15 protein-coding genes and 1 riboswitch are annotated in these 20,027 nt (G+C 72.7%); of the genes, 6 read left to right on the top strand and 9 right to left on the bottom strand.

Annotated elements, in window-relative coordinates; genetic code table 11:
* Positions 1 to 22 precede the first annotated feature (22 nt).
* From cobN to R2S09_RS19230, 5 genes are all read right to left on the bottom strand, one after another.
* A complete protein-coding gene (gene cobN / locus R2S09_RS19250) occupies positions 23 to 3,673 on the bottom strand; it encodes a cobaltochelatase subunit CobN (protein ID WP_316742308.1) in 3,651 nt (1,216 codons plus the stop codon).
* The gene (locus R2S09_RS19245) at positions 3,670 to 5,202 is read right to left on the bottom strand and encodes a cobyric acid synthase (RefSeq protein WP_316742307.1); all 1,533 of its coding nucleotides are present in this window, start codon (positions 5,200 to 5,202) and stop codon (positions 3,670 to 3,672) included. The genes cobN and R2S09_RS19245 overlap by 4 nt, the downstream gene beginning before the upstream one ends.
* Complete coding sequence (locus tag R2S09_RS19240; protein ID WP_306183842.1) at positions 5,199 to 6,170, bottom strand: cobalamin biosynthesis protein; 972 nt, start codon at positions 6,168 to 6,170, stop codon at positions 5,199 to 5,201. The genes R2S09_RS19245 and R2S09_RS19240 overlap by 4 nt, the downstream gene beginning before the upstream one ends.
* Positions 6,171 to 6,269: 99 nt before the next feature.
* Positions 6,270 to 6,411, bottom strand: a riboswitch (cobalamin riboswitch).
* Between the two features lie 160 nt (positions 6,412 to 6,571).
* Complete coding sequence (locus tag R2S09_RS19235; RefSeq protein ID WP_316742306.1) at positions 6,572 to 6,802, bottom strand: hypothetical protein; 231 nt, start codon at positions 6,800 to 6,802, stop codon at positions 6,572 to 6,574.
* Between the two features lie 34 nt (positions 6,803 to 6,836).
* Positions 6,837 to 8,219: an anion permease gene (locus tag R2S09_RS19230; RefSeq protein ID WP_316742305.1), complete on the bottom strand. Its 1,383-nt coding sequence runs from the start codon at positions 8,217 to 8,219 to the stop codon at positions 6,837 to 6,839.
* Positions 8,220 to 8,418: 199 nt separating this feature from the next.
* Here R2S09_RS19230 and R2S09_RS19225 point away from each other — a divergent pair, with 199 nt between their 5' ends.
* From R2S09_RS19225 to R2S09_RS19215, 3 genes are all read left to right on the top strand, one after another.
* The gene (locus R2S09_RS19225; protein ID WP_316742304.1) at positions 8,419 to 9,132 is read left to right on the top strand and encodes a class II aldolase/adducin family protein; all 714 of its coding nucleotides are present in this window, start codon (positions 8,419 to 8,421) and stop codon (positions 9,130 to 9,132) included.
* A gap of 89 nt (positions 9,133 to 9,221) precedes the next feature.
* The gene (locus R2S09_RS19220; protein WP_316742301.1) at positions 9,222 to 10,352 is read left to right on the top strand and encodes an alpha/beta fold hydrolase; all 1,131 of its coding nucleotides are present in this window, start codon (positions 9,222 to 9,224) and stop codon (positions 10,350 to 10,352) included.
* Between the two features lie 157 nt (positions 10,353 to 10,509).
* Positions 10,510 to 11,928 (top strand): hypothetical protein, encoded by a 1,419-nt coding sequence (locus R2S09_RS19215; protein ID WP_306183850.1) that lies wholly within the window; start codon positions 10,510 to 10,512, stop codon positions 11,926 to 11,928.
* Between the two features lie 43 nt (positions 11,929 to 11,971).
* On the opposite strand, the gene R2S09_RS19210 is transcribed toward R2S09_RS19215, so the two are convergent.
* Positions 11,972 to 12,385 (bottom strand): VOC family protein, encoded by a 414-nt coding sequence (locus tag R2S09_RS19210; protein WP_306183853.1) that lies wholly within the window; start codon positions 12,383 to 12,385, stop codon positions 11,972 to 11,974.
* 221 nt (positions 12,386 to 12,606) lie between these two features.
* On the opposite strand from R2S09_RS19210, the gene R2S09_RS19205 reads away from it, so the two are divergent.
* The 3 genes from R2S09_RS19205 (at position 12,607) to R2S09_RS19195 (ending at position 15,775) form a co-directional block, all read left to right on the top strand.
* Positions 12,607 to 14,205, top strand: a complete 1,599-nt coding sequence (locus R2S09_RS19205) for an ABC-F family ATP-binding cassette domain-containing protein (protein WP_316742300.1) — start codon at positions 12,607 to 12,609, stop codon at positions 14,203 to 14,205.
* 394 nt (positions 14,206 to 14,599) lie between these two features.
* The gene (locus R2S09_RS19200) at positions 14,600 to 14,821 is read left to right on the top strand and encodes a helix-turn-helix domain-containing protein (protein ID WP_029385158.1); all 222 of its coding nucleotides are present in this window, start codon (positions 14,600 to 14,602) and stop codon (positions 14,819 to 14,821) included.
* Between the two features lie 129 nt (positions 14,822 to 14,950).
* Positions 14,951 to 15,775, top strand: a complete 825-nt coding sequence (locus R2S09_RS19195; protein WP_306183861.1) for an enoyl-CoA hydratase/isomerase family protein — start codon at positions 14,951 to 14,953, stop codon at positions 15,773 to 15,775.
* A gap of 426 nt (positions 15,776 to 16,201) precedes the next feature.
* On the opposite strand, the gene R2S09_RS19190 is transcribed toward R2S09_RS19195, so the two are convergent.
* The 3 genes from R2S09_RS19190 to R2S09_RS19180 all read right to left on the bottom strand — a co-directional run bounded on the left by R2S09_RS19190 (position 16,202) and on the right by R2S09_RS19180 (position 20,000).
* On the bottom strand, positions 16,202 to 16,957 hold the full coding sequence (locus R2S09_RS19190; protein WP_316742297.1) for an SDR family oxidoreductase: 756 nt from the start codon (positions 16,955 to 16,957) through the stop codon (positions 16,202 to 16,204).
* 5 nt (positions 16,958 to 16,962) lie between these two features.
* Entirely contained in the window at positions 16,963 to 18,777 is a 1,815-nt protein-coding gene (locus R2S09_RS19185; RefSeq protein ID WP_306183986.1) for a glycoside hydrolase family 15 protein, read from the bottom strand.
* A 395-nt stretch (positions 18,778 to 19,172) separates the two neighbouring features.
* On the bottom strand, positions 19,173 to 20,000 hold the full coding sequence (locus tag R2S09_RS19180; RefSeq protein WP_306183864.1) for an SURF1 family protein: 828 nt from the start codon (positions 19,998 to 20,000) through the stop codon (positions 19,173 to 19,175).
* Between the last annotated feature and the right edge of the window lie 27 nt (positions 20,001 to 20,027).

Here is a 20,027-nt window from a genome sequence, read left to right as displayed (position 1 = left end):
GACGCGGGGGTTGCCAGGGAGATCACGCGTCTCCCTCCAGATCTCCCTCAAGCTCGAGGTAGGTCGCCCGGAGCCGGTCCAGGGTTTCCTGGTCCGGCTCCGCCCAGAGCCCGCGATCCGCCGCCTCCAACAGGCGCTCGGTAATGCCCCTCAGGGCCCACGGATTCGAGCGCTTCATGAAGTCCCGGTTCTCCGGGTCGAAGACGTACTCGGCGCTCAGCTTCTCGTACATCCAGTCGTCGACGACCCCGGCCGTGGCGTCGTACCCGAACAGGTAGTCCACGGTCGCCGCCATCTCGAAGGCTCCCTTGTAGCCGTGTCTTCTCATCGCGCTCATCCAGCGCGGATTGACCACCCGGGCCCGGAAGACACGGTGGGTCTCCTCGCCCAGGGTCCGGGTCTTCACCTGGTCCGGTACGGCGCTGTCGCCCACGTACGCCTCGGGCGAGGAACCCGTCAGATGCCGCACCATGGCGACCATGCCGCCGTGGTACTGGAAGTAGTCGTCGGCGTCGACGAGATCGTGCTCGCGCGTGTCCACGTTCTTCGCGGCCACCGCGATCCGGCGGAACGCCGTCTCCATGTCCCCGCGTGCCGCCCGTCCGTCGAGGCCGCGCCCGTAGGCGTAGCCGCCCCACACCGCGTACACCTCGGCGAGGTCCGCGTCGCTGCGCCAGTTCCGGGCGTCGATCAGCGGCAGCAGACCGGCGCCGTAGGCCCCCGGCTTGGAGCCGAAGATCCGGGCCGTCGCGCGCCGCCGGTCACCGTGCTGGGCCGCGTCCTCCTCGACATGCGCTCGCACGAAGTTGGACTCGGCGGGCTCGTCCAGCTCGGCCACGGCCCGTACGGCGTCGTCGATCAGGCCGACGACGTGCGGGAACGCGTCCCGGAAGAATCCGGAGATGCGGACCGTGACGTCGACGCGCGGCCGGCCCAGCTCCGCCAGGGGCACGATCTCGAAGCCCGTCACCCGGCGCGAGGCGTCGTCCCAGACCGGGCGGCAGCCCAGCAGCGCCAGGATCTCGGCGATGTCGTCACCCTGCGTGCGCATCGCGGACGTGCCCCAGACCGTCAGGCCGACGGACCTCGGGTACTCGCCCGTGTCCTGCAGATACCTCTGCACCAGGGAGTCGGCGAGCGACTGGCCGACCTCCCAGCTCAGCCGCGAGGGAATGGCCTTGGGGTCGACCGAGTAGAAGTTCCGGCCGGTGGGCAGGACGTTGACCAGGCCGCGGGTCGGGGATCCGGACGGGCCGGCCGGGACGTAACCGCCGTCCAGCGCCCGCAGAATGTGCCCGATCTCGTCGGTGGTGCGGGCGAGCCGCGGCACGACCTCGGCGCAGGCGAACTCCAGCACCGCGACCGCGTCCGGGAGTCCGGTGCCGAGCGCGTCATTCAGAACCGCGCGCACGGCCGTGCGGTCCCAGGCCCGCTCCTCCATGCCTTCCGCGATCCGCCGGCACAGCTGCTCCAGCAGGTCGATCGCGTCCGCCGCCGTACGGGACGGGCCGTCCACCAGGTCGGTCAGCTCGACCGGCACCTTGACCGGGGCGCCCGGCTCGGCCAGCAACTCCTTCTCGCCGAAACCGAAGTGGGCGGCCAGCGAGGCCCGCAGACCGGGCAGCGCGTTCGCCTGCCCGCCCCACACCTGCGAGGCACGCAGTACGGCGAGGACGAGGTTCACGCGCGGCTCGCCGACCGGGCCGCCGCCGAGGATGTGGAGCCCGTCCCTGATCTGCACGTCCTTGATCTCGCACAGATAGCCGTCGATGTGCATGACGAACTCGTCGAACTCGTCGTCGTCCGGCTGCTCGGCCACGTGCAGGTCGTGGTGGAGCTCGGCGGCCTTCACCAGCGTCCAGATCTGGGCGCGCACCGCCGGCGCCTTCGCCGGGTCGAGGTCGCTCACCAGCGCGTACTCGTCCAGCAGCTGCTCCAGCTTGGCCAGATCGCCGTAGGTGTCGGCGCGCGCCATCGGCGGTACGAGGTGGTCGACGACCGTGGCATGACCGCGCCGCTTGGCCTGCGTGCCCTCGCCGGGGTCGTTGACGATGAAGGGGTAGACCAGGGGGAGGTCACCCAGCACGGCGTCCGGCGCGCAGCCGCGGCTGAGCCCGAGTCCCTTGCCGGGCAGCCACTCCATCGTGCCGTGCTTGCCCATGTGCACGATCGCGTCGGCGCCGAAACTGTTCTCGAGCCAGCGGTAGGCCGCCATGTAGTGGTGCGAGGGCGGCATGTCCGGGTCGTGGTAGATCGCGATCGGGTTCTCGCCGAAGCCGCGCGGCGGCTGGATCATCACGACGACGTTCCCGAACCGCAGGGACGCCAGGACGATGTCCTCGCCGTCGACGTAGAGCGAACCCGGCGGCTCGCCCCACGCCTGAAGCATCCCGTCCCTGAGCTCCGGGTCGAGCTTGTCGAACCACGCCCGGTAGTCGGCGAGCGGCACGCGCGCGGGAGCCGCGGCCAGCTGGTCGTCCGTCAGCCACTCCACGTCGTGGCCGCCGGCCTCGATGAGCCGGTGGATCAACTCGTCCCCGCCGGCGGGGTATTCGGTGAGCGAGTACCCGGCGTCCCTGAGCGCGTCGAGCACGCGTACCGCCGAAGCCGGCGTGTCCAGGCCCACCGCGTTGCCGACGCGCGAGTGCTTCGTCGGGTACGCGGTGAAGACGAGTGCGAGCTTCTTGTCCGCGTTCGGCTTGTGCTTCAACCGCGCGTGCCGTACGGCGATCCCGGCCACCCGGGCGGCCCGCTCGGGGTCGGCGACGTACACCGGCACGTCGTCCGGGCCCTGCTCCTTGAAGGAGAACGGCACGGTGATCAGCCGGCCGTCGAACTCCGGGATCGCGACCTGCATCGCCGCGTCCATGGGGGACAGGGCGGCGTCGGACTCGTCCCAGGCGTTCTTCGACGACGTCAGGCACAGTCCTTGCAGAACGGGGATGTCCAGGCCGGCCAGCGCGCCGACGTCCCAGGACTCATCGTCACCGCCCGCCGACGCCTGCGAGGCATGGGTGCCGCCGGCGGCGAGCACGGTGGCGACCAGGGCGTCGGCCTGCCCCAGCAGCTCGTACAGCCCGGCGTCGGCACCGCGCAGCGAACCGCAGTAGACCGGCAGCGCGTTGGCGCCCCGGGCCTCGATCGCCTCGCACAGGGTGTCCACGAAGGCGGTGTTCCCGCTGAGTTCGTGGGCGCGGTAGAAGAGCACGCCGACGGTCGGGCGGCCGTCCCGGAGCTCGTGGGAGCCGTGGACGCCGTACTCCGGCATCTTCCGCGGCTCGTCGAAGCCCTCGCCGGTCAGCAGCACGGTGTCGGACAGGAACCGGGACAGCTCGAGCAGGTTCGCGGGGCCGCCCTCGACCAGGTACCTGAGGGCCTCGGCCACCACGCCGGCCGGCACGGACGACTCGGCCATCAGTTCGGCGTCCGGCACGGCCTCCCCGCCCAGCAGCACGGTCGGCACCCCGGACGCCTTCAGTGCGGCCAGCCCCTCCTCCCAGGCGCGCTTGCCGCCGAGCAGCCGTACGACGGCGAGATCCGCGCCGTCGAGCAGGCCGGGCAGCTCCTGCGCCACGTCCACCCGGGTGGGGTTGCCGATCCGGTAGACGGCGCCGGAGGCCCGGGCCGCCAGCAGATCCGTGTCGGCGGTCGACAACAACAACACTGTGCTCATGCGGGCGCTCCCGGTGGGATGAAAGGCAGTCCTTGCGGCGCGCCCGACTCGATGAGCCGCCACAGCGCGTCCGTGTCCGCGTGCTGTTCGATCAGATCGCCGAGCCGGTCCAGCTGCTCCTCGCGCAGCGCGGCGAACGAGGTGTCCGGTGCCGGTGTGAAACGGCGTCCCGCCGCGGCCGCGACCTCGCGCAGGAAGGCCCGCCGGAAGGCGTCCGACTCCAGCGAGCCGTGCCAGTGCGTGCCCCAGGTCCGGCCGACCCGGCAGCCGTCCAGGCGGTGTCCCCGGTCATCGAGGATGAACGCCTCTCCGCCCGTGACGTCGGCGATCCCGTGGTGGATCTCGTACCCCCCGACCGGCTCGCCGAGGGCCTCGCCCACCGGCCGGGTGAGGGTCTTCTCGCGGGCGAACCGCACCCGCACGGGGAGGACGCCGAGGCCGGGGACGGCCCCGGCGCGCGACTCCACCTCGTCCTCGATGTGCTCGCCGAGGATCTGGAAGCCGCCGCAGATCCCGAGGACCGGACGTCCCTCGGCGGCCCGTCTCACGAGCGCGTCCGCCAGCCCGCGCTCGCGCAGCCACTGAAGCGCCCGTACGGTCCCGCGCGTGCCCGGAACCACCACCAGGTCGGCGTCGGCCAGCTCCTCCGGGCGGTCCACGAACCGGACGACGACGCCGGGTTCGGCGGCGAGCGCGTCCACGTCGGTGAAGTTGGACATCAGCGGGATCGCGCACACGGCGACGCGCAGCACGTCCTCGCCGACGGGCGGGGCCACCGTGGACTCGCGGACGGTGCCCCGCAGGGACACGCGCAGCCCGTCCTCCTCGTCGATGCCGAGCCCGTGCCGGAAGGGCAGGACGCCGTACGTGCGCCGCCCGGTGAGGTCCTGGAGCATGTCCAGTCCGGGCTCCAGGAGGCTGACGTCCCCCCGGAACTTGTTGACGAGGAACCCGGCGACGAGCGCCTGGTCCTCGGGTGAGAGCAGCGCGACCGTCCCGAAGAACGAGGCGAAGACACCCCCGCGGTCGATGTCCCCGACGACCAGCACGGGAAGCCGCGCGTTCCGCGCGATCCCCATGTTCACGATGTCCGTCCGGCGCAGATTGATCTCCGCCGGAGACCCCGCCCCCTCACAGATCACGGCGTCATACGTGCCCCGAAGCTCGGTGAGGCAGTCCAGCACGGTGCCCAGCAGCCGCTGCTGGCGTCCGCCGTGGTAGCCGCGCGCGCTCAACTCGCCCACCGGCTTGCCCAGCAGCACCACCTGGCTGCTCTGCTCCCCGCCCGGCTTGAGCAGCACCGGGTTCATCAGCGCGGTCGGCTCGATCCGGCAGGCCTGGGCCTGCATGGCCTGCGCCCGCCCGATCTCCGCGCCCTCGGGTGTGACGAAGGAGTTGAGGGACATGTTCTGCGCCTTGAAGGGCGCGACCTTGACGCCCTGCCGCACCAGCCACCGGCAGATCCCGGCCGTGACGACGCTCTTCCCGGCGTCGGAGGTGGTGCCGGCGACGAGCAGACCACCGCTCATGACCTACGTCCCTTCGTCGGACCGTTAATGCGGTTGCTGCGGTTGCGCAGGAGCCTGACGGCGGCGCAGGTGCCGAGCGCGAGCCAGCTCACGCGCCGTGAGAGCCGTACGGCCCGTTCGATGTCCCCGGCCCGCACGGCGCGCCCGGCGCCGTTGAGCACCGGCCGGTGCTCAACGCGCCCCCCGTACGACAACGTGCCGCCCATCCGTACCCCGAGCGCCCCCGCGAACGAGGCCTCGACCGGACCGGCGTTGGGGCTCGGGTGCCGGTCGGCGTCGGCGCGCCAGGCGCGCAGGGCGCCCCGCGGGTCCGGGCCGGCCGCGGCCGCGAGGACGGCGGTGAGCCGCGCCCCCGGCCACCCGGCCAGGTCGTCCAGGCGCGCCGAGGCCCAGCCGAAGCGCCGGTACCGGGGCGACGTGTGCCCGACCATGGCGTCCAGGGTGTTGACGGCCCGGAACCCGGCGAGCCCCGGCACGCCGGCGACGGCGCCCCACACCAGCGCGCCCACCACGGCGTCGGAGGTGTTCTCGGCGACCGACTCCACCACGGCCCGGGCGATCCCGTCGGCGTCGAGTGCCTGAGGGTCGCGTCCGCACAGGTGCGGCAGCCGCGTTCGGGCGGCGGCCACGTCGCCCGCTTCCAGCGCCCGTCCGATGGTGCGTGCCTCCCGGGCGAGGGAGGTCCCGCCGACCACGGCCCAGGTGGCGGCGCCGGTCAGGGCGACGGACGCGACCGGGGAGGTACGGACGGCGCGCGCGGCGGCGGCACCGAGCGCGGCGGCGCCGCCGGCGCACAGGGCCGTATGAAGTGCGCCCCATCCCCGGTGGTCCCGCCACAGCACGCGTTCCACGGCGCCCGCGGCCCTGCCGAACACAGCGACCGGATGTCCCCGGCGAGGATCGCCGAGGAGGAGGTCACCGAGGAGGCCGGCGGCGGCGCCGTACGCGAAGACGCGATCGGCACCCATGGGTTCAGCCGGCTTCGGGGTCGGGCAGAGCGTCGCTGATGGACCTCGGTCGGCAGCCGCGCATGGCGATATGTCCTCACTCAGGGTGTCCACGCCCTGGTTCGACGAGACCGGCGGTGAGAGTTCCTGGCTCCCGGGGTTCCTACCCCGGTGACAGTGGCGGGACCGCGCCGGATTCGCACCGGCTTCCTCTCCTGCCGCCGTACATGGCTCCGGCAGTCCACCACGCGCCGCGAACAGCCGTCAACTCACCGTTGACCTGCGAAGGGATACTGAGATGAGGCCCACACCCGACGGTGTGAAACGCCCGCCCCGCCCGTTCGCCGAGGTGGCGACGCGGGCGGGGCGGGCGGTGGGACGCTCTTGACTTCCGGGGCCCGGACAGCGGTTCTGACCGGCCGTCAGCCCTTGCCGACGATGAGGTAGATGCCGTAGGCCACCGCGGCGGCGCAGGCGGCGAAGCAGACGTAGGCGCCGGTGACGGCGAGGGCCCCGCTGCCGCTGCCCTGCGTGACGGCCCGCTCCCGCCGGGACAGCCCCGCGATGCCGAGGGTGAACAGTGCCACCAGGCCCACGGTGACCGCGAGGCTGACGCCGAAGACGGAGCCGAGGGCTGCCCAGTCGATCTTCATGGTGATGCTTCCTTGGGTGCCGGGTGTGCGGGGGTCAGACGGTGGCGGCCGGCGGGGTGGCCGGGGTGGACGCGGTCGGCGCGGGCGCCGGATCGATGACGGGCGGGTCGATGACGGGCGGGTCGATGACCGTTGCGTCGATCACGGGCGCGTCGATGACGGGCGTGGTCGGCTGGGCGGGGATCTTCGCCGTGAGCGGCTCGACGGCGGGGGACTCCTCTGCGGAGACCGGTGCCGTGGAGGCGGGGGCGGGGGCCGCCGGGGGCGGGGTCACGGCGGCGATCGCCTGGGTCACGACGCCGGCCGGCTCCTCGGTCGCGCTCTGGGTGACGTTGGTGTGGTCGACGACCTGGCGGCGGGAGATCTTCCAGATCGCCGCGCTCGAGGCCACCAGGAACACGGCGACGAGCGCGGTGCCCCAGTCGCCCAGTCCGGTGACCTCCTCGGCGCCCGCGCCGACCAGGGCCGCGGCCGGCAGCGTGAGCACCCAGGCGATGGCCATGCGGCCCGCGGTGGACCAGCGGACCACACCGCCCGTGCGGCCCAGCCCGGCGCCCATCACCGAGCCGGAGACGACGTGCGTGGTGGAGAGCGAGAAGCCGAGGTGGGAGGAGGCCAGGATGGCGGTGGCCGCGCTGGTCTGGGCGGCGAAGCCCTGCTGCGGCTGGAGGTCGGTCAGGCCCGTGCCCATGGTGCGGATGATCCGCCAGCCGCCGATGTAGGTGCCGAGCGCGATAGCCAGGCCCGCGGAGAGGATGACCCAGGTGGGAGGGTTGGAGCCGGGGGCGATGGCGCCGCCGGCGATCAGGGCGAGGGTGATGACACCCATCGTCTTCTGCGCGTCGTTGGTGCCGTGGGCGAGCGAGACCAGGCCGGCGGAGGCGATCTGCCCGGCGCGGTGGCCCTTCTCGGCCGCCTTGCCGTCCGCCTTCTTGCCGATCGTGTACGACAGCCGGGTCGCGACCATCGCGGCGAGGCCCGCGACGACCGGAGCCGCGACGGCGGGCAGCAGCACCTTGGTGACGAGCACACCGCCGTGGACCGCGCCGAAACCGGCGGAGGCGATCGCCGCGCCGATCAGACCGCCCATCAGGGCGTGCGAGGAACTGGACGGAAGTCCGACCAGCCAGGTCAGCAGGTTCCAGAGGATCGCGCCGACCAGGGCGGCGAAAATGACCTCGGGACGGATGCCGGCCTCGTCGACGAGACCTTTGGAGATCGTGTTGGCGACCTCCACGGAGAGGAAGGCGCCCACCAGGTTGAGCGCGGCGGACATGGCCACCGCGACCTTGGGCTTGAGTGCGCCGGTCGAGATGGTGGTGGCCATCGCGTTGGCGGTGTCGTGGAAACCGTTCGTGAAATCGAACGCGAGTGCGGTTACCACCACAATCGCGAGGATCAGCGAGAAGCTTTCCATTTACCCAGGCAATCGTTCGAGCGTCATTGGCTGGTTGAACGTAGGTAACCAGGGTGAACAGAAGATGAACTGGGTCGGTCTTCGGGGTGTCCGAATCTGCTTCCCAGAGGTTCCCTTCGGCCGGCGCGGGCCGCTGTCCGTGGCCCGGGAGAGCGGCTGTCACTGGCCTGCCGCACGTCCGGGCTGAAAGGATCACGGCATGGCTGAGCGGGACACGCGAGTGACGGATGCAACAGATCCGGGGGGTGCTCGGCAGGTGCGGGAGCCGGAGGCCCGCGCCTGGCGCGAGCTGGTCGCGACCGCCCGGCGCGCGGTGGCCGACGGGCTGGTGGTCGGCACCTCGGGCAACGTGTCGGTGCGTGTGGGGGACACCGTGCTGGTCACGCCGTCGGGCGTGCCGTACGACCGGCTCACGCCGGACGACGTCACCGGCGTCGGACTCGACGGCCGGCAGGTGCTCGGCACGCTGGTACCGACCAGCGAGCTGCCCATGCACCTGGCGATCTACCGGGCCACCGACGCCGCCGCCGTCGTCCACACCCACGCCGTGCACGCGACGGCCGTCTCGACACTCGTCCCCGAGCTGCCCCTGGTCCACTACATGGCCGCCGCGCTCGGCGGTCCGGTGCGTGTCGCCCCCTACGCGACCTACGGCACCGAGGAGCTGGCCGGGAACATGCTGCGCGCCCTCGCCGGCCGCTCCGGCTGCCTCCTGCAGAACCACGGCACCGTCACCTACGGCGCCACCCTCGACCAGGCCTACGACCGCACGGCCCAGCTGGAGTGGATGTGCCGGCTGTGGCTGACCGCGTCCTCGGTGCCGGGTCTGGCCCCCTCCCTGCTGTCGAGCGAACAGCTGGCCCGGGTGACGGAACGGCTGCGGGGCTACGGACAGCCGACCGGTGAGGGGTGAAGCCGGCTCTTTCTGGAACTCGCAGGAACATGTCACCCCGACCCTTCCTCCCGCTGGCCGGTGACCGGGTACGCCACGACACTGGACCTGTGCGCACCGTAGTCAGAGCGACGGCAGCGGCCGTCACCGCGACCCTTGCGGCCGGCGTGGCGAGCGTCGCCGCCGGCCGGCTCGCCAGCGACGCCGCGCTCAAGGCGCCCCCGGGCCGGCCCCTGCCCACCGAACCCCGGCTGACCGTGCACAGCACGGCCGCGGGCCAGATCACGCTCACCCGGGACCTGGCCTCCCTCCGGCCCGGCACGTACGGCCTGGCCGGCAACGGCTCCCACGCGGTCGTCGGGCCCGTCCTGCCGGACGCCCCGCACCTGCCCGACACGGTCGTACGCCGACTGGAACGGAGCACGCACGGACAGCTGCATCCCCGCGACAAGGTCTGGCTCACCCCGAACCTGTACATCGGCGACCCCCGTTCCGCCCTCGGCCTGAACCACGACGACGTGGAGGTCCCGGGCGAACTCGGCACGTTGCCCGCATGGCTCGTGCCGGGGGTCCGCGAGACCTGGGTGATCACCGTGCACGGGCTGGGCACCACCCGCGAACTCCCCCTGAACATCATGAAGTTCCTGCACAGCAGGCACTTCCCGGTGCTCGACGTCACCTACCGCGGCGACCTGGGCGCGCCCCGCTCCCCGGACGGCCTGAACCACCTCGGCGAGACCGAGTGGCGCGACCTGGACGCGGCGATCGGCTACGCCGTGCGGTACGGCGCCGAACGGGTCGTCCTGCACGGCTGGTCCACCGGCGCCACCATGGCGCTGCGTGCCGCCCTCGACTCGGACCTGCGCGACCGCGTCTCCGGGCTGATCCTGGACTCGCCCGTGCTCGACTGGGAGGCGACACTGCGCGCCCTGGCCGGGGCACGGCACACACCGCGCCCCCTGCTGCCGCTCGCGGTGCGCGCCGCGCAGGGCCGCGTGGGCCTGTACGGCGACCGGCTCGCCCGGGCGAACGACCCGGCGCGGCTCACCGTGCCGACGCTGATCTTCCACGGCCCCGGCGACGAGGTGGCCCCCTGGCGCCACTCCCGCCGCCTCGCCGCTCGCCACCCCAACCTGGTGGCCCTGCACACGGTCCCGGACGCCCCGCACAGCGCCATGTGGAACGCCGACCCCGACGGCTACGAGGAGGCCCTGCGCCGCTTCCTCACCCCGCTGATGTGACGGGGCCGGTGGGCGGCCGGGGTGGTTCCGTTTGGGGCGGCGGGGCTGGCTTGTTCCGCTCTGTCGGGCACCCTGGGGACCCCTGCGTTGGCCATCTCCGTCGCCCGCCGTGACATTCCGTTTGGGTTTTCCGACCGTCAAACGGAAGACTGCACCCGTGACGTCCCGTATCCCGCGCGACTCCAGGCTTCGACTCGTCCGACCCCGACCCCTGGCCGCCGCCCCTCGAGCCGTGAACCAGCGGCGCCCGCGCCGCACCGCACCGCGCCCCCCGGAGGGCACCCCGGCACCCGCGGAACTGGCCAGAATGGCGCGCTCCGGCCTCGCCGGGGCGGTCCGCGTCGCCCGCTGGGCCGACGCCGCCCTCGGACCCGGCCGGAACGGGGCGACCGCCGACGGCAAGGCCACCCTCTCCGAGGCGACCGCGCGGCAGGCCGCCGCCGAGCTGCGCCTGGGCGTCGCCCAGGTCCGCGCCGACTGGGACACCGCCCGCCTCGCCGGCCTGGTCGAGGTGCACGGCGACAACGCCCGCCCCGGCTGGCGGCTGCGCGCCTGGGACCGCGACGACAGCGCCGTGCTGCGCGGCTGGGTGGCCCTCTTCGACGCCTGGTCGCTGGCCTGCCCGGAGCCGGGGGGCCAGGAGGCCGCCGCCGTCGCCGAGGTCGTCTCGGCCATGCCGCAGGTGCTCTCCTTCCTCCAGCTCTCGGCCGGCCCCGTCCCGGTCGAGCAGCTCCTCGACCTCCTCCGGCAGCGCGTCACCGAGCTGCGCACCGCACGCTGCGAGGTGCCCTACGACGCCCAGCCCGCCGTACCCGCCGCCGAGCCGGCGAGCCTCGCGGGCCCCGCCGAGGCCGCCGCACTGGCCCCCCTGCTCGACTGGGCGCTGCGGGCGCTCGCCTCCGTCGGCGCGCTCACCTACGGCGACGGCCAGGCCACACTCACCCCGCTGGGCAGCTGGGCGGTCTGGGTCAAGCTGGAGCAGATCTGCGTCGCCGCCCAGAGCCCCGCGGGGAACATCGAACAGGCGGCCGAGGACATGCTCCGCGGCTGCGCCCAGCTGCGCCCGAACGCGGCCCGCGCCGAGTACCGGGCCTGGCTCGCCGCCCGCCCCGTCGGCAGCGCCGTCACCGAACTGCTCGGTGCCGCACGCGGCGAGGACGCCCTGCTGCGCGGCCTCGCCTTCGAGGCGCTGAGGGTCGTGGGCGCCCCCGCCGAGCCCGACGTACGCGCCGTGCTCGACGAGCCCGCGCTGCGGCCGTACGCCCTGCTGTGGCTGGCGGAGCACGACGGCGTCGACCCCGAGGACGCCCACGAGGTCCTCACCCGGGAGGAGGCCACGTGGCTGTGGGTGGACACCGCCGCCGCCGTCGCCGACCACGGAGAGGCGCCGATGCTCGTCCGCCATCTGGAGGCCGCGCTCCAGCCCACCGTCCCCGCACTGCTGGACGAGGTACGGGCCGTCGGGCACCCCCGTACCGTGCAGGTGCTGGTGGCGCTCGCCGCCGCCCACCCCGACCCCTCCCTGGCGAAGGCGGTCCGCCGGGCCGCCTTCCAGGTGCACACCGGCGGCAACTAGGGCCTTTCGTTTGGATCAGGCCGGCCTGCCCGCGGGAGGCAGCTCAGGCCTCCATGCGCGGGGCGTACGTGCCGAAGCTCCAGATGTTGCCCTCGGCGTCCCGGGCCATGTAGTCCCGGGACCCGTAGTCCTGGTCCGTGGGGGGCATCAGGATCTCCACGCCGTGGTCCACCGCGCGCTGGTAGTGGCCGTCCACGTCGTCCACCACGACGTACACCCCCGCCGGGCCCGCGCCGCGCATCGCCTCGTCGAAGCGGCCGCCGCGGCCCTTGGAGCCGAGCATCACCGCGCCGTTGCCCTGCACCAGCTCGGCGTGGTGAACGAGGCCGTCCTCGCCCTCGTAGACCGTCAGCTCGGTGAAACCGAGGGCCTCGGTGAGCTGCTTGACGGCCGCCTTCGCGTCCGCGTACAGCAGCGTGGGGAAGACGCTCGGGCGCCCGCCGACCGTGTCCGCCATGCCGATCACTCCCTTGTGAGTCGGTACTCGCCGGAAAGTCCGGTTCGCCGCCCAGTCTGGCACCGGCCACTGACAACGCCCCGGCGCTCACGCCGCGAACGCACGGGAAAACCGCTTGCACACCCCCGTTAGACTGTTCCGCATGGCCATTCTCCTCGCGCATTAGAGGGCGGGTACGTCCCCAGCCGCCCATCCGCCCCCACCTGCCCTGGAGTCTGTCCGTGATCTCCGCTTCCGGCATCGAGCTGCGCGCCGGTGCCCGCATCCTCATCGAGAGCGCCACTTTCCGCGTCGCCAAGGGCGACCGCATCGGCCTGGTCGGCCGCAACGGCGCCGGCAAGACGACCCTGACCAAGGTCCTGGCCGGCGAGGGCATCCCCGCCGCCGGCACCGTCACCCGCTCCGGCGAGGTCGGCTACCTCCCGCAGGACCCCCGCACCGGCGACCTCGACGTGCTCGCGCGCGACCGCATTCTCTCCGCCCGCGGCCTGGACGTACTGATCCGCAAGATGCGCGAGAACGAGCAGCGCATCGCCACCGGCAAGGGCGCCACCCGTGAGAAGGCCCTCAAGCAGTACGAGCGCCAGGAGACCGAGTTCCTCACCAAGGGCGGATACTCCGCCGAGGCCGAGGCCGCCACCATCGCCGCCGCGCTCAACCTGCCCGACCGGGTGCTCGGCCAGCCCCTGCACACGCTCTCCGGCGGTCAGCGCCGCCGTATCGAGCTGGCGCGGATCCTGTTCTCCGACGCGGACACGCTGCTCCTGGACGAGCCGACCAACCACCTCGACGCGGACTCGATCATCTGGCTGCGCGACTACCTGAAGACCTACCGCGGCGGCTTCATCGTCATCTCGCACGACGTCGACCTGGTCGACACGGTCGTCAACAAGGTGTTCTACCTGGACGCCAACCGTTCGGCGATCGACGTCTACAACATGGGCTGGAAGCTCTACCAGCAGCAGCGCGAGGCCGACGAGAAGCGCCGCAAGCGGGAGCGGGCCAACGCCGAGAAGAAGGCCGCCGCGCTCAACGCCCAGGCCGACAAGATGCGCGCCAAGGCCACCAAGACGGTCGCGGCGCAGAACATGGCCCGGCGTGCGGACAAGCTGCTCGCCGGCCTCGAGGCGGTCCGGCAGTCCGACAAGGTCGCCAAGCTGCGCTTCCCCGAGCCCGCGCCGTGCGGCAAGACGCCGCTGATGGCCGAGGGCCTGTCGAAGTCGTACGGCTCCCTGGAGATCTTCACCGACGTCGACCTGGCCATCGACAAGGGCTCCAGGGTCGTCATCCTCGGCCTCAACGGCGCGGGCAAGACCACCCTGCTGCGCCTGCTCGCGGGCGTCGAGCAGCCCGACACCGGCGCGGTCGTCCCCGGCCACGGGCTCAAGCTCGGCTACTACGCCCAGGAGCACGAGACCCTGGACGCCGACCGCACGGTCCTGGAGAACATGCGCTCGGCCGCCCCGGACATGGACCTCGTCGAGGTCCGCAAGGTGCTGGGCTCGTTCCTGTTCTCCGGTGACGACGTCGACAAGCCGGCCGGGGTCCTCTCCGGCGGCGAGAAGACCCGCCTCGCCCTCGCCACCCTGGTCGTCTCCTCCGCCAACGTGCTGCTGCTCGACGAGCCGACCAACAACCTCGACCCGGCCAGCCGCGAGGAGATCCTCGGGGCGCTGCGCACGTACAAGGGCGCGGTCGTCCTGGTCACGCACGACGAGGGAGCGGTCGAGGCGCTCCAGCCGGAGCGGATCATTCTGCTGCCCGACGGCGTCGAGGACCTGTGGGGCTCCGACTACGCGGACCTCGTCGCCCTGGCCTGACCGGGACCCGCCCTGCCGGGGCTCCGGTCGGGCTCCGTGCCGCCTCCGGTGACCCTCTGCTCACCCTCTGATCAACGGCGTATGGATCATTCGGCCCATCGGTGATCCATCATCTGTGTGAGATCTCCTCGTATCGAGGTGTGTCGTACACGGATTTCCCGGCCGAGCCCTTACGTACCAAGGGCTCGGCCGTCGTGCGCCTGTGACCTGGGACTTCGTGGAACAACCCGTTCGGCGGTATCGACGGCACCGTATGGAATGCTGGATTCCGCTTGTGGGGGCCGACTCCTGTCGTCACAACCATGTCGCACAGACCTTGCCGAATGGGTGGCCATCGGGCCCGGGAGGGGTGATCATGAGGAGACCAGAGCGCACTTCCCATGAGGAGGCACGGGTGGCCGAGACTCTGAAGAAGGGCAGCCGGGTGACCGGCGCCGCGCGCGACAAGCTCGCGGCAGACCTGAAGAAGAAGTACGACGCCGGTGCGAGCATTCGGGCGTTGGCCGAGGAAACCGGCCGCTCGTATGGCTTCGTGCACCGGATGCTCAGCGAGTCGGGCGTCACGCTCCGTGGGCGTGGCGGGGCGACGCGGGGCAAGAAGGCCCCGTCGGCCTGATCTCGGGAGGGCCATCGGCTTCGATGGTGACCACCCGGTCGGGCAGCCGAACGGCCGGGTGGTTACTGTGCAGTCACTTAGGATGCCCGCGCTGGCGTCCTGGACGACCGCACCCATCGGAGGCGCACCATGGCTTCGCCCGAGCACGACCTCGACCCGGTACGTGACCCAGTATCCGACGTACTCGACAAGGACGGCGTGCGGCTCACCGTGGACGACTCGATCGCCACGGTGACGCTGACCAACCCGGCCAAGCGCAACGCGCAGAGCCCCGCCCTGTGGCGGGCGCTCGCCGAGGCCGGGCGGCTGCTGCCGGGCTCCGTCCGTGTCGTGCTGCTGCGCGCCGAGGGCAAGTCCTTCTCCGCCGGCCTCGACCGGCAGGCGTTCACGCCGGAGGGATTCGACGGCGAGCCGTCGTTCATCGACCTCGCACGCGGCAGCGACGCCGAGCTGGATGCGACCATCGCCGAGTACCAGGAGGCGTTCACCTGGTGGCGGCGCAGCGACCTCGTGTCCGTCGCCGCGGTCCAGGGGCACGCCATCGGGGCGGGCTTCCAGCTGGCGCTCGCCTGTGATCTGCGCGTCGTCGCCGACGACGTGCAGTTCGCGATGCGCGAGACCAGCCTCGGGCTGGTACCGGACCTCACCGGCACGCATCCGCTGGTGGGGCTGGTCGGCTACGCCCGCGCCCTGGAGGTCTGCGTGACCGGCCGGTTCGTGACCGCCGAGGAGGCGGTGAACACCGGGCTGGCCAACCTCGCCGTGCCCCGCGACCAGCTCGATGCGGCGGTCGGCGACCTTGCCTCGGCCATCCTCGCCGCGCCCCGCGACGCGGTGATCGAGACCAAGGCCCTGCTCCAGAGCGCCCGGACCCACAGCTACGAAGCCCAGCGCGCCGCCGAACGCCAGGCCCAGGCTCGCCGCCTGCGCGACCTGGCCGGCCTCGGCGAGTAACCGGCCCGACCGGCCCACGCGCTGCGGCCGCCCCCTCCGGCCGGGCCCGGTGCCCGGTCGTCGCCGCTCGCCCCAGCCGCGCCAGTCCGGTCGTCGCCGGTGGTCGCCGGTGGTCGCCTTCACCGGCGACGACCATCCGCGCGGTGCCCGCGTCCCGGCGCTGTGCTCCCAGCCGCCGTGCCGCCCCGAGCCGGGGCGCATGCGGTGGGCGACGGCGTACGGCTCCGCCTGCGACGCGCGACGTGCGGCGCGCGCCCTCGGGCCCTGGCCCAGGCCGGCCGGTCGTACTCACCGGCCTGCCGTCTCCACCGTGCCCGCGTCCGGCCACGGCGTGACCAGGTGACCGTGACCAGGTGAGGGAGCCGCTTCCGGACGGGCGCGGTGGGCAGGTGACTGCCCGCGCGCGTCCGCAGGCCGGGCGGGGGGTCAGAAGCCGTGTCGGGCGCCGCCGTCGACCGGGAGCATGATGCCGGTCAGGTAGGACGCCGCCGGGGACAGGAGGAACGCCGTCGCGCGGCCGAACTCCTCCGGGGTGCCGTACCTGCGCAGGGGGATCCGGGACTCGTTCGCCGCGCGGGTCGCCTCCGGGTCCGCCGAGAGCCCGTCCAGCTCGCGCACGCGGTCCGTGTCGATGCGGGCCGGAAGCAGACCGACGACCCGGATGCCGCGCGGCCCCAGTTCGTCCGCGAGGGACTTGGCGAACCCGGCGAGCCCGGGCCGCAGGCCGTTGGAGATGGTCAGCCCCGGGATCGGCTCGTGCACCGAACCGGACAGCACGAAGCCGATGACACCGCCCGCCTCCAGCTCCGCCGCAGCGGCCCGGGCCAGCCGCACCGCGCCCAGGAACACCGACTCGAACGCCGACTGCCACTGCTCGTCGGTGTTGTCGGCGACGAAGCCGGGCGCCGGTCCGCCGACGCTGACCAGGACGCCGTCGAAGCCCCCGAAGTGCTCCCGCGCGGCCGCGATCAGCCGCGCCGGGGCCTCGGCGTCGGCGTTGTCCACGCCCACCCCGACGGCGTTCGCGCCCAGCTCGGCCGCCGCGTCGGCGGCCCGCTTCCCGTCCCGTCCGGTGATGACCACCTTCGCCCCGTCGGCGACCAGCTCGCGCGCGGCGGCGTTGCCCAGCCCGCGGGTGGCCCCGGTGACGACGTACACCCTGTCCTTCAGCCCAAGATCCATGGCCCCTATCCTGCCCGGTCGTCCCCGAACAAGGCGAGGGCGGTGTTCACCAGGCCGATGTGGCTGAACGCCTGCGGGAAGTTGCCGAGCTGCCGGCCCCCGCCCGTCGCGTCGTCCACCCGGTACTCCTCCGCCAGCAGCCCCACGTCGTTGGCGAGGCCCACCAGCCTCTCGAACAGCTCCCGGGCCTCCCGGGTCCGGCCGGTGATGTGCAGCGCGTGGGCGAGCCAGAACGAGCACACCAGGAAGGTGCCCTCGCCGCCGGGCAGCCCGTCCACGGCCGCCGCGCCGGCGCCGTCCGTGTCGGTGCTGTAGCGGTGCAGCAGGCCGTCCTTGCGGAGCTCCGCGCGGACCGCGTCGATGGTGCCGGTCACCCGAGGGTCGTCCGGCGGCAGGAAACCCACTCGCGGAATCAGCAGCAGGGCGGCGTCGAGCTCGCGCGAGCCGTAGGACTGCGTGAACGTGTTCCGTTCGGGGTCGTAGCCCTTCTCGCACACCTCGCGGTGCACCTCTTCGCGCAGCGCCCGCCAGCCCTCCAGATCGCCGTGCAGCGCCGGGTTCTCCTCGAGGGTGCGCACCATCCGGTCGGCGGCCACCCACACCATCACCTTGGAGTGCACGAAGTGCCGCCGGCCGCCGCGCACCTCCCACAGCCCCTCGTCGGGCTGCCGCCAGGCCCGGCGCAGGAAGTCCAGCAGGGAGCACTGCATCGACCACATGTGCGGCCGGGAGGACAGGCCCGAGCGACGGGCCAGCGACAGCGAGTCCAGGACCTCGCCGTACACATCCAGCTGAAGCTGTTTCACCGCGTCGTTGCCGATCCGTACGGGCGCCGAGCCGGCGAAGCCGGACAGCCACGGCAGCTCGTACTCGGGCAGCCGGCGCTCACCCGCGAGCCCGTACATGATCTGCAGATCCGCGGGGTTGCCCGCGACCGCGCGCAGCAGCCAGTCGCGCCACGCCTCGGCCTCCTCCTGGTAGCCCGCCGACAGCAGGGCGCCCAGGGTGAGGGTGGAGTCGCGCAGCCAGCAGTAGCGGTAGTCCCAGTTGCGCACCCCGCCCAGGTCCTCGGGCAGGGAGGTGGTCGGGGCGGCGACGATGCCGCCGGTGGGGGCGTAGGTGAGCGCCTTCAGCGTGATCAGGGAGCGGACGACGGCGTCCCGGTGCGGGCCGGTGTAGCGGCAGCGCGCCGCCCAGGCCCTCCAGTCGACGACGCTGTGGTCCAGCGCCCGGAACGGGTCGACCAGCGGCGGGCGCGGATCGTGCGAGGGGTGCCAGGTCAGCACGAACGCCACCTTCTCGCCCTCGGCGACGGTGAACTCCGCATGGGTGCGGAAGTGCTCGCCCCAGGTGCGCACCGGCGGCTCGCTGCGCAGCCACGCCGAGTCCGGCCCGGCGACGGCGACCCGGTGGCCGTCGGCCTTGCGCACCCAGGGGACGATCGAGCCGTAGTCGAAGCGCAGCCGGAGCGTGCTGCGCACGGTCACCCGGCCGCTGAGGCCCTCCACGATCCGTACCACGTCGGGGGCCCGGTCGCGCTGCGGCATCAGGTCGGTGACGCGGACCGAGCCCTCGGGGGTGTCCCACTCGGTGTCGAGGACCAGCGTGTCCGGGCGGTAGGCGCGGCGGGTGCAGGGGCCCTCGGCGCCCTTGGGAGCCAGGCGCCAGTGGCCGTTCTCCTCGTCGCCGAGCAGCCGCGCGAAGCAGGCGCCGGAGTCGAAGCGGGGCAGACAGAGCCAGTCGATCGAGCCGTCCCTGCCGACCAGGGCGGCGGTCTGCTCGTCACCGATGAGCGCGTAGTCCTCGATCCGCGGGTGCACGGATGTCCGGATTCCCGTTGAAGGCACCGGGCAATCAGACGCCCAGGGCCTGTCCGGCGGATCAAGGTGCAGATAGGCGACGGCGCCGATCAACCCGGATGTGCCTGCCAGCCCCCGTGTCTGCGCCGTGATCCGCCGGACAGGCCCTACTAGCTTAGCTAGGGCGTGTTTCGAAAGTCCCTCCCCCAGCCTTCGGCCGGGAGGTGCCCCCAGGCCCGCGACGCCTGGCACGGCACCTCGCCGCGTTGTCGGGGTCGTCCACGTACGCCCAGTACGCGGACGACCCTCCGCCTTGCGATGCTCCCCCACTGCCTCAACGGCGTGGGAGGTGCCCCCGGCACCAGACGCCGCGGGCCCCGCCCTTCGGGCGGACGACGCTACTTTCGAAACACGCCCTAGACCGCGGCGGGTTCCGTCTCCTTCGCCGCGGTTTCCTTCGCCGCCCCCGCGCGCTCCTTGAGTTCGCGGCGGGCCAGCACCAGCCAGCCCACGGGGACACCCGCGGCGAACAGCCACCACTGGATGGCGTACGGCAGGTTGATGTCCCCTATGCCGATCCAGCTGCTGTCCTCCCTGGGCGACGGGAGCAGTTCGGGACTGCCGCCCTTGGGCGCGGGAGAGGTCAGCTCGATGTAGCCGCCGAACACCGACTTGGCGGAGGTGTCGCCCGAGTCACGCAGCAGCGCGCCGACCTGTTCGCTGTTGATCAGCATGATCTGGCGGTCGGGCAGCCCCTTGACGTTCTTGATGCCGCTCGCGGCCGTCGTCTCGTCCCGCATCAGCCGGCCGGTGACGGTGATCTCGCCCGACGCCGGTGCCGGAATGCTGGGGAAGGCGGTCTGCGAGGCGGAGGAGGGGATCCAGCCGCGGTTGACGAGGAGGGTCCTGCCGTCGTCCAGCACGAACGGGGTCAGGACGTGATAGCCGACCTGGTCGTCCGCGTTCGTACGCCGGCGCACCACCAGTTCGTGCGCCGTGTCGAAGTGGCCCTTGGCGGTCACCCGGCGGTAGATGGCGTCGTGGGCGACGGATCCGCCGACCGAGGTGAGCGACTCGACGGGCACGGGCTTCGCCGCCAGCGAGGCGGTGATCACCTGGTTCAGCTTCTGCCTGTGGTCGTGGCGGTGCAGCTGCCAGAAACCCAGCCAGATCATCGTCGGGATGAGCAGGAGAGCCACGAGGGTGATGATCACCCACTGGCGGGTCAACAGGAAGCGGTACACCCCACGACGGTACCTCCCCGGCCGTGG

The organism is Streptomyces sp. MK7 (assembly GCF_032658145.1).
Classification (GTDB): Bacteria; Actinomycetota; Actinomycetes; order Streptomycetales; family Streptomycetaceae; genus Streptomyces; species Streptomyces spiralis.
Note: the sequence above shows the minus strand (reverse complement) of the source record. Positions and strands in the feature narration are given on the sequence as shown.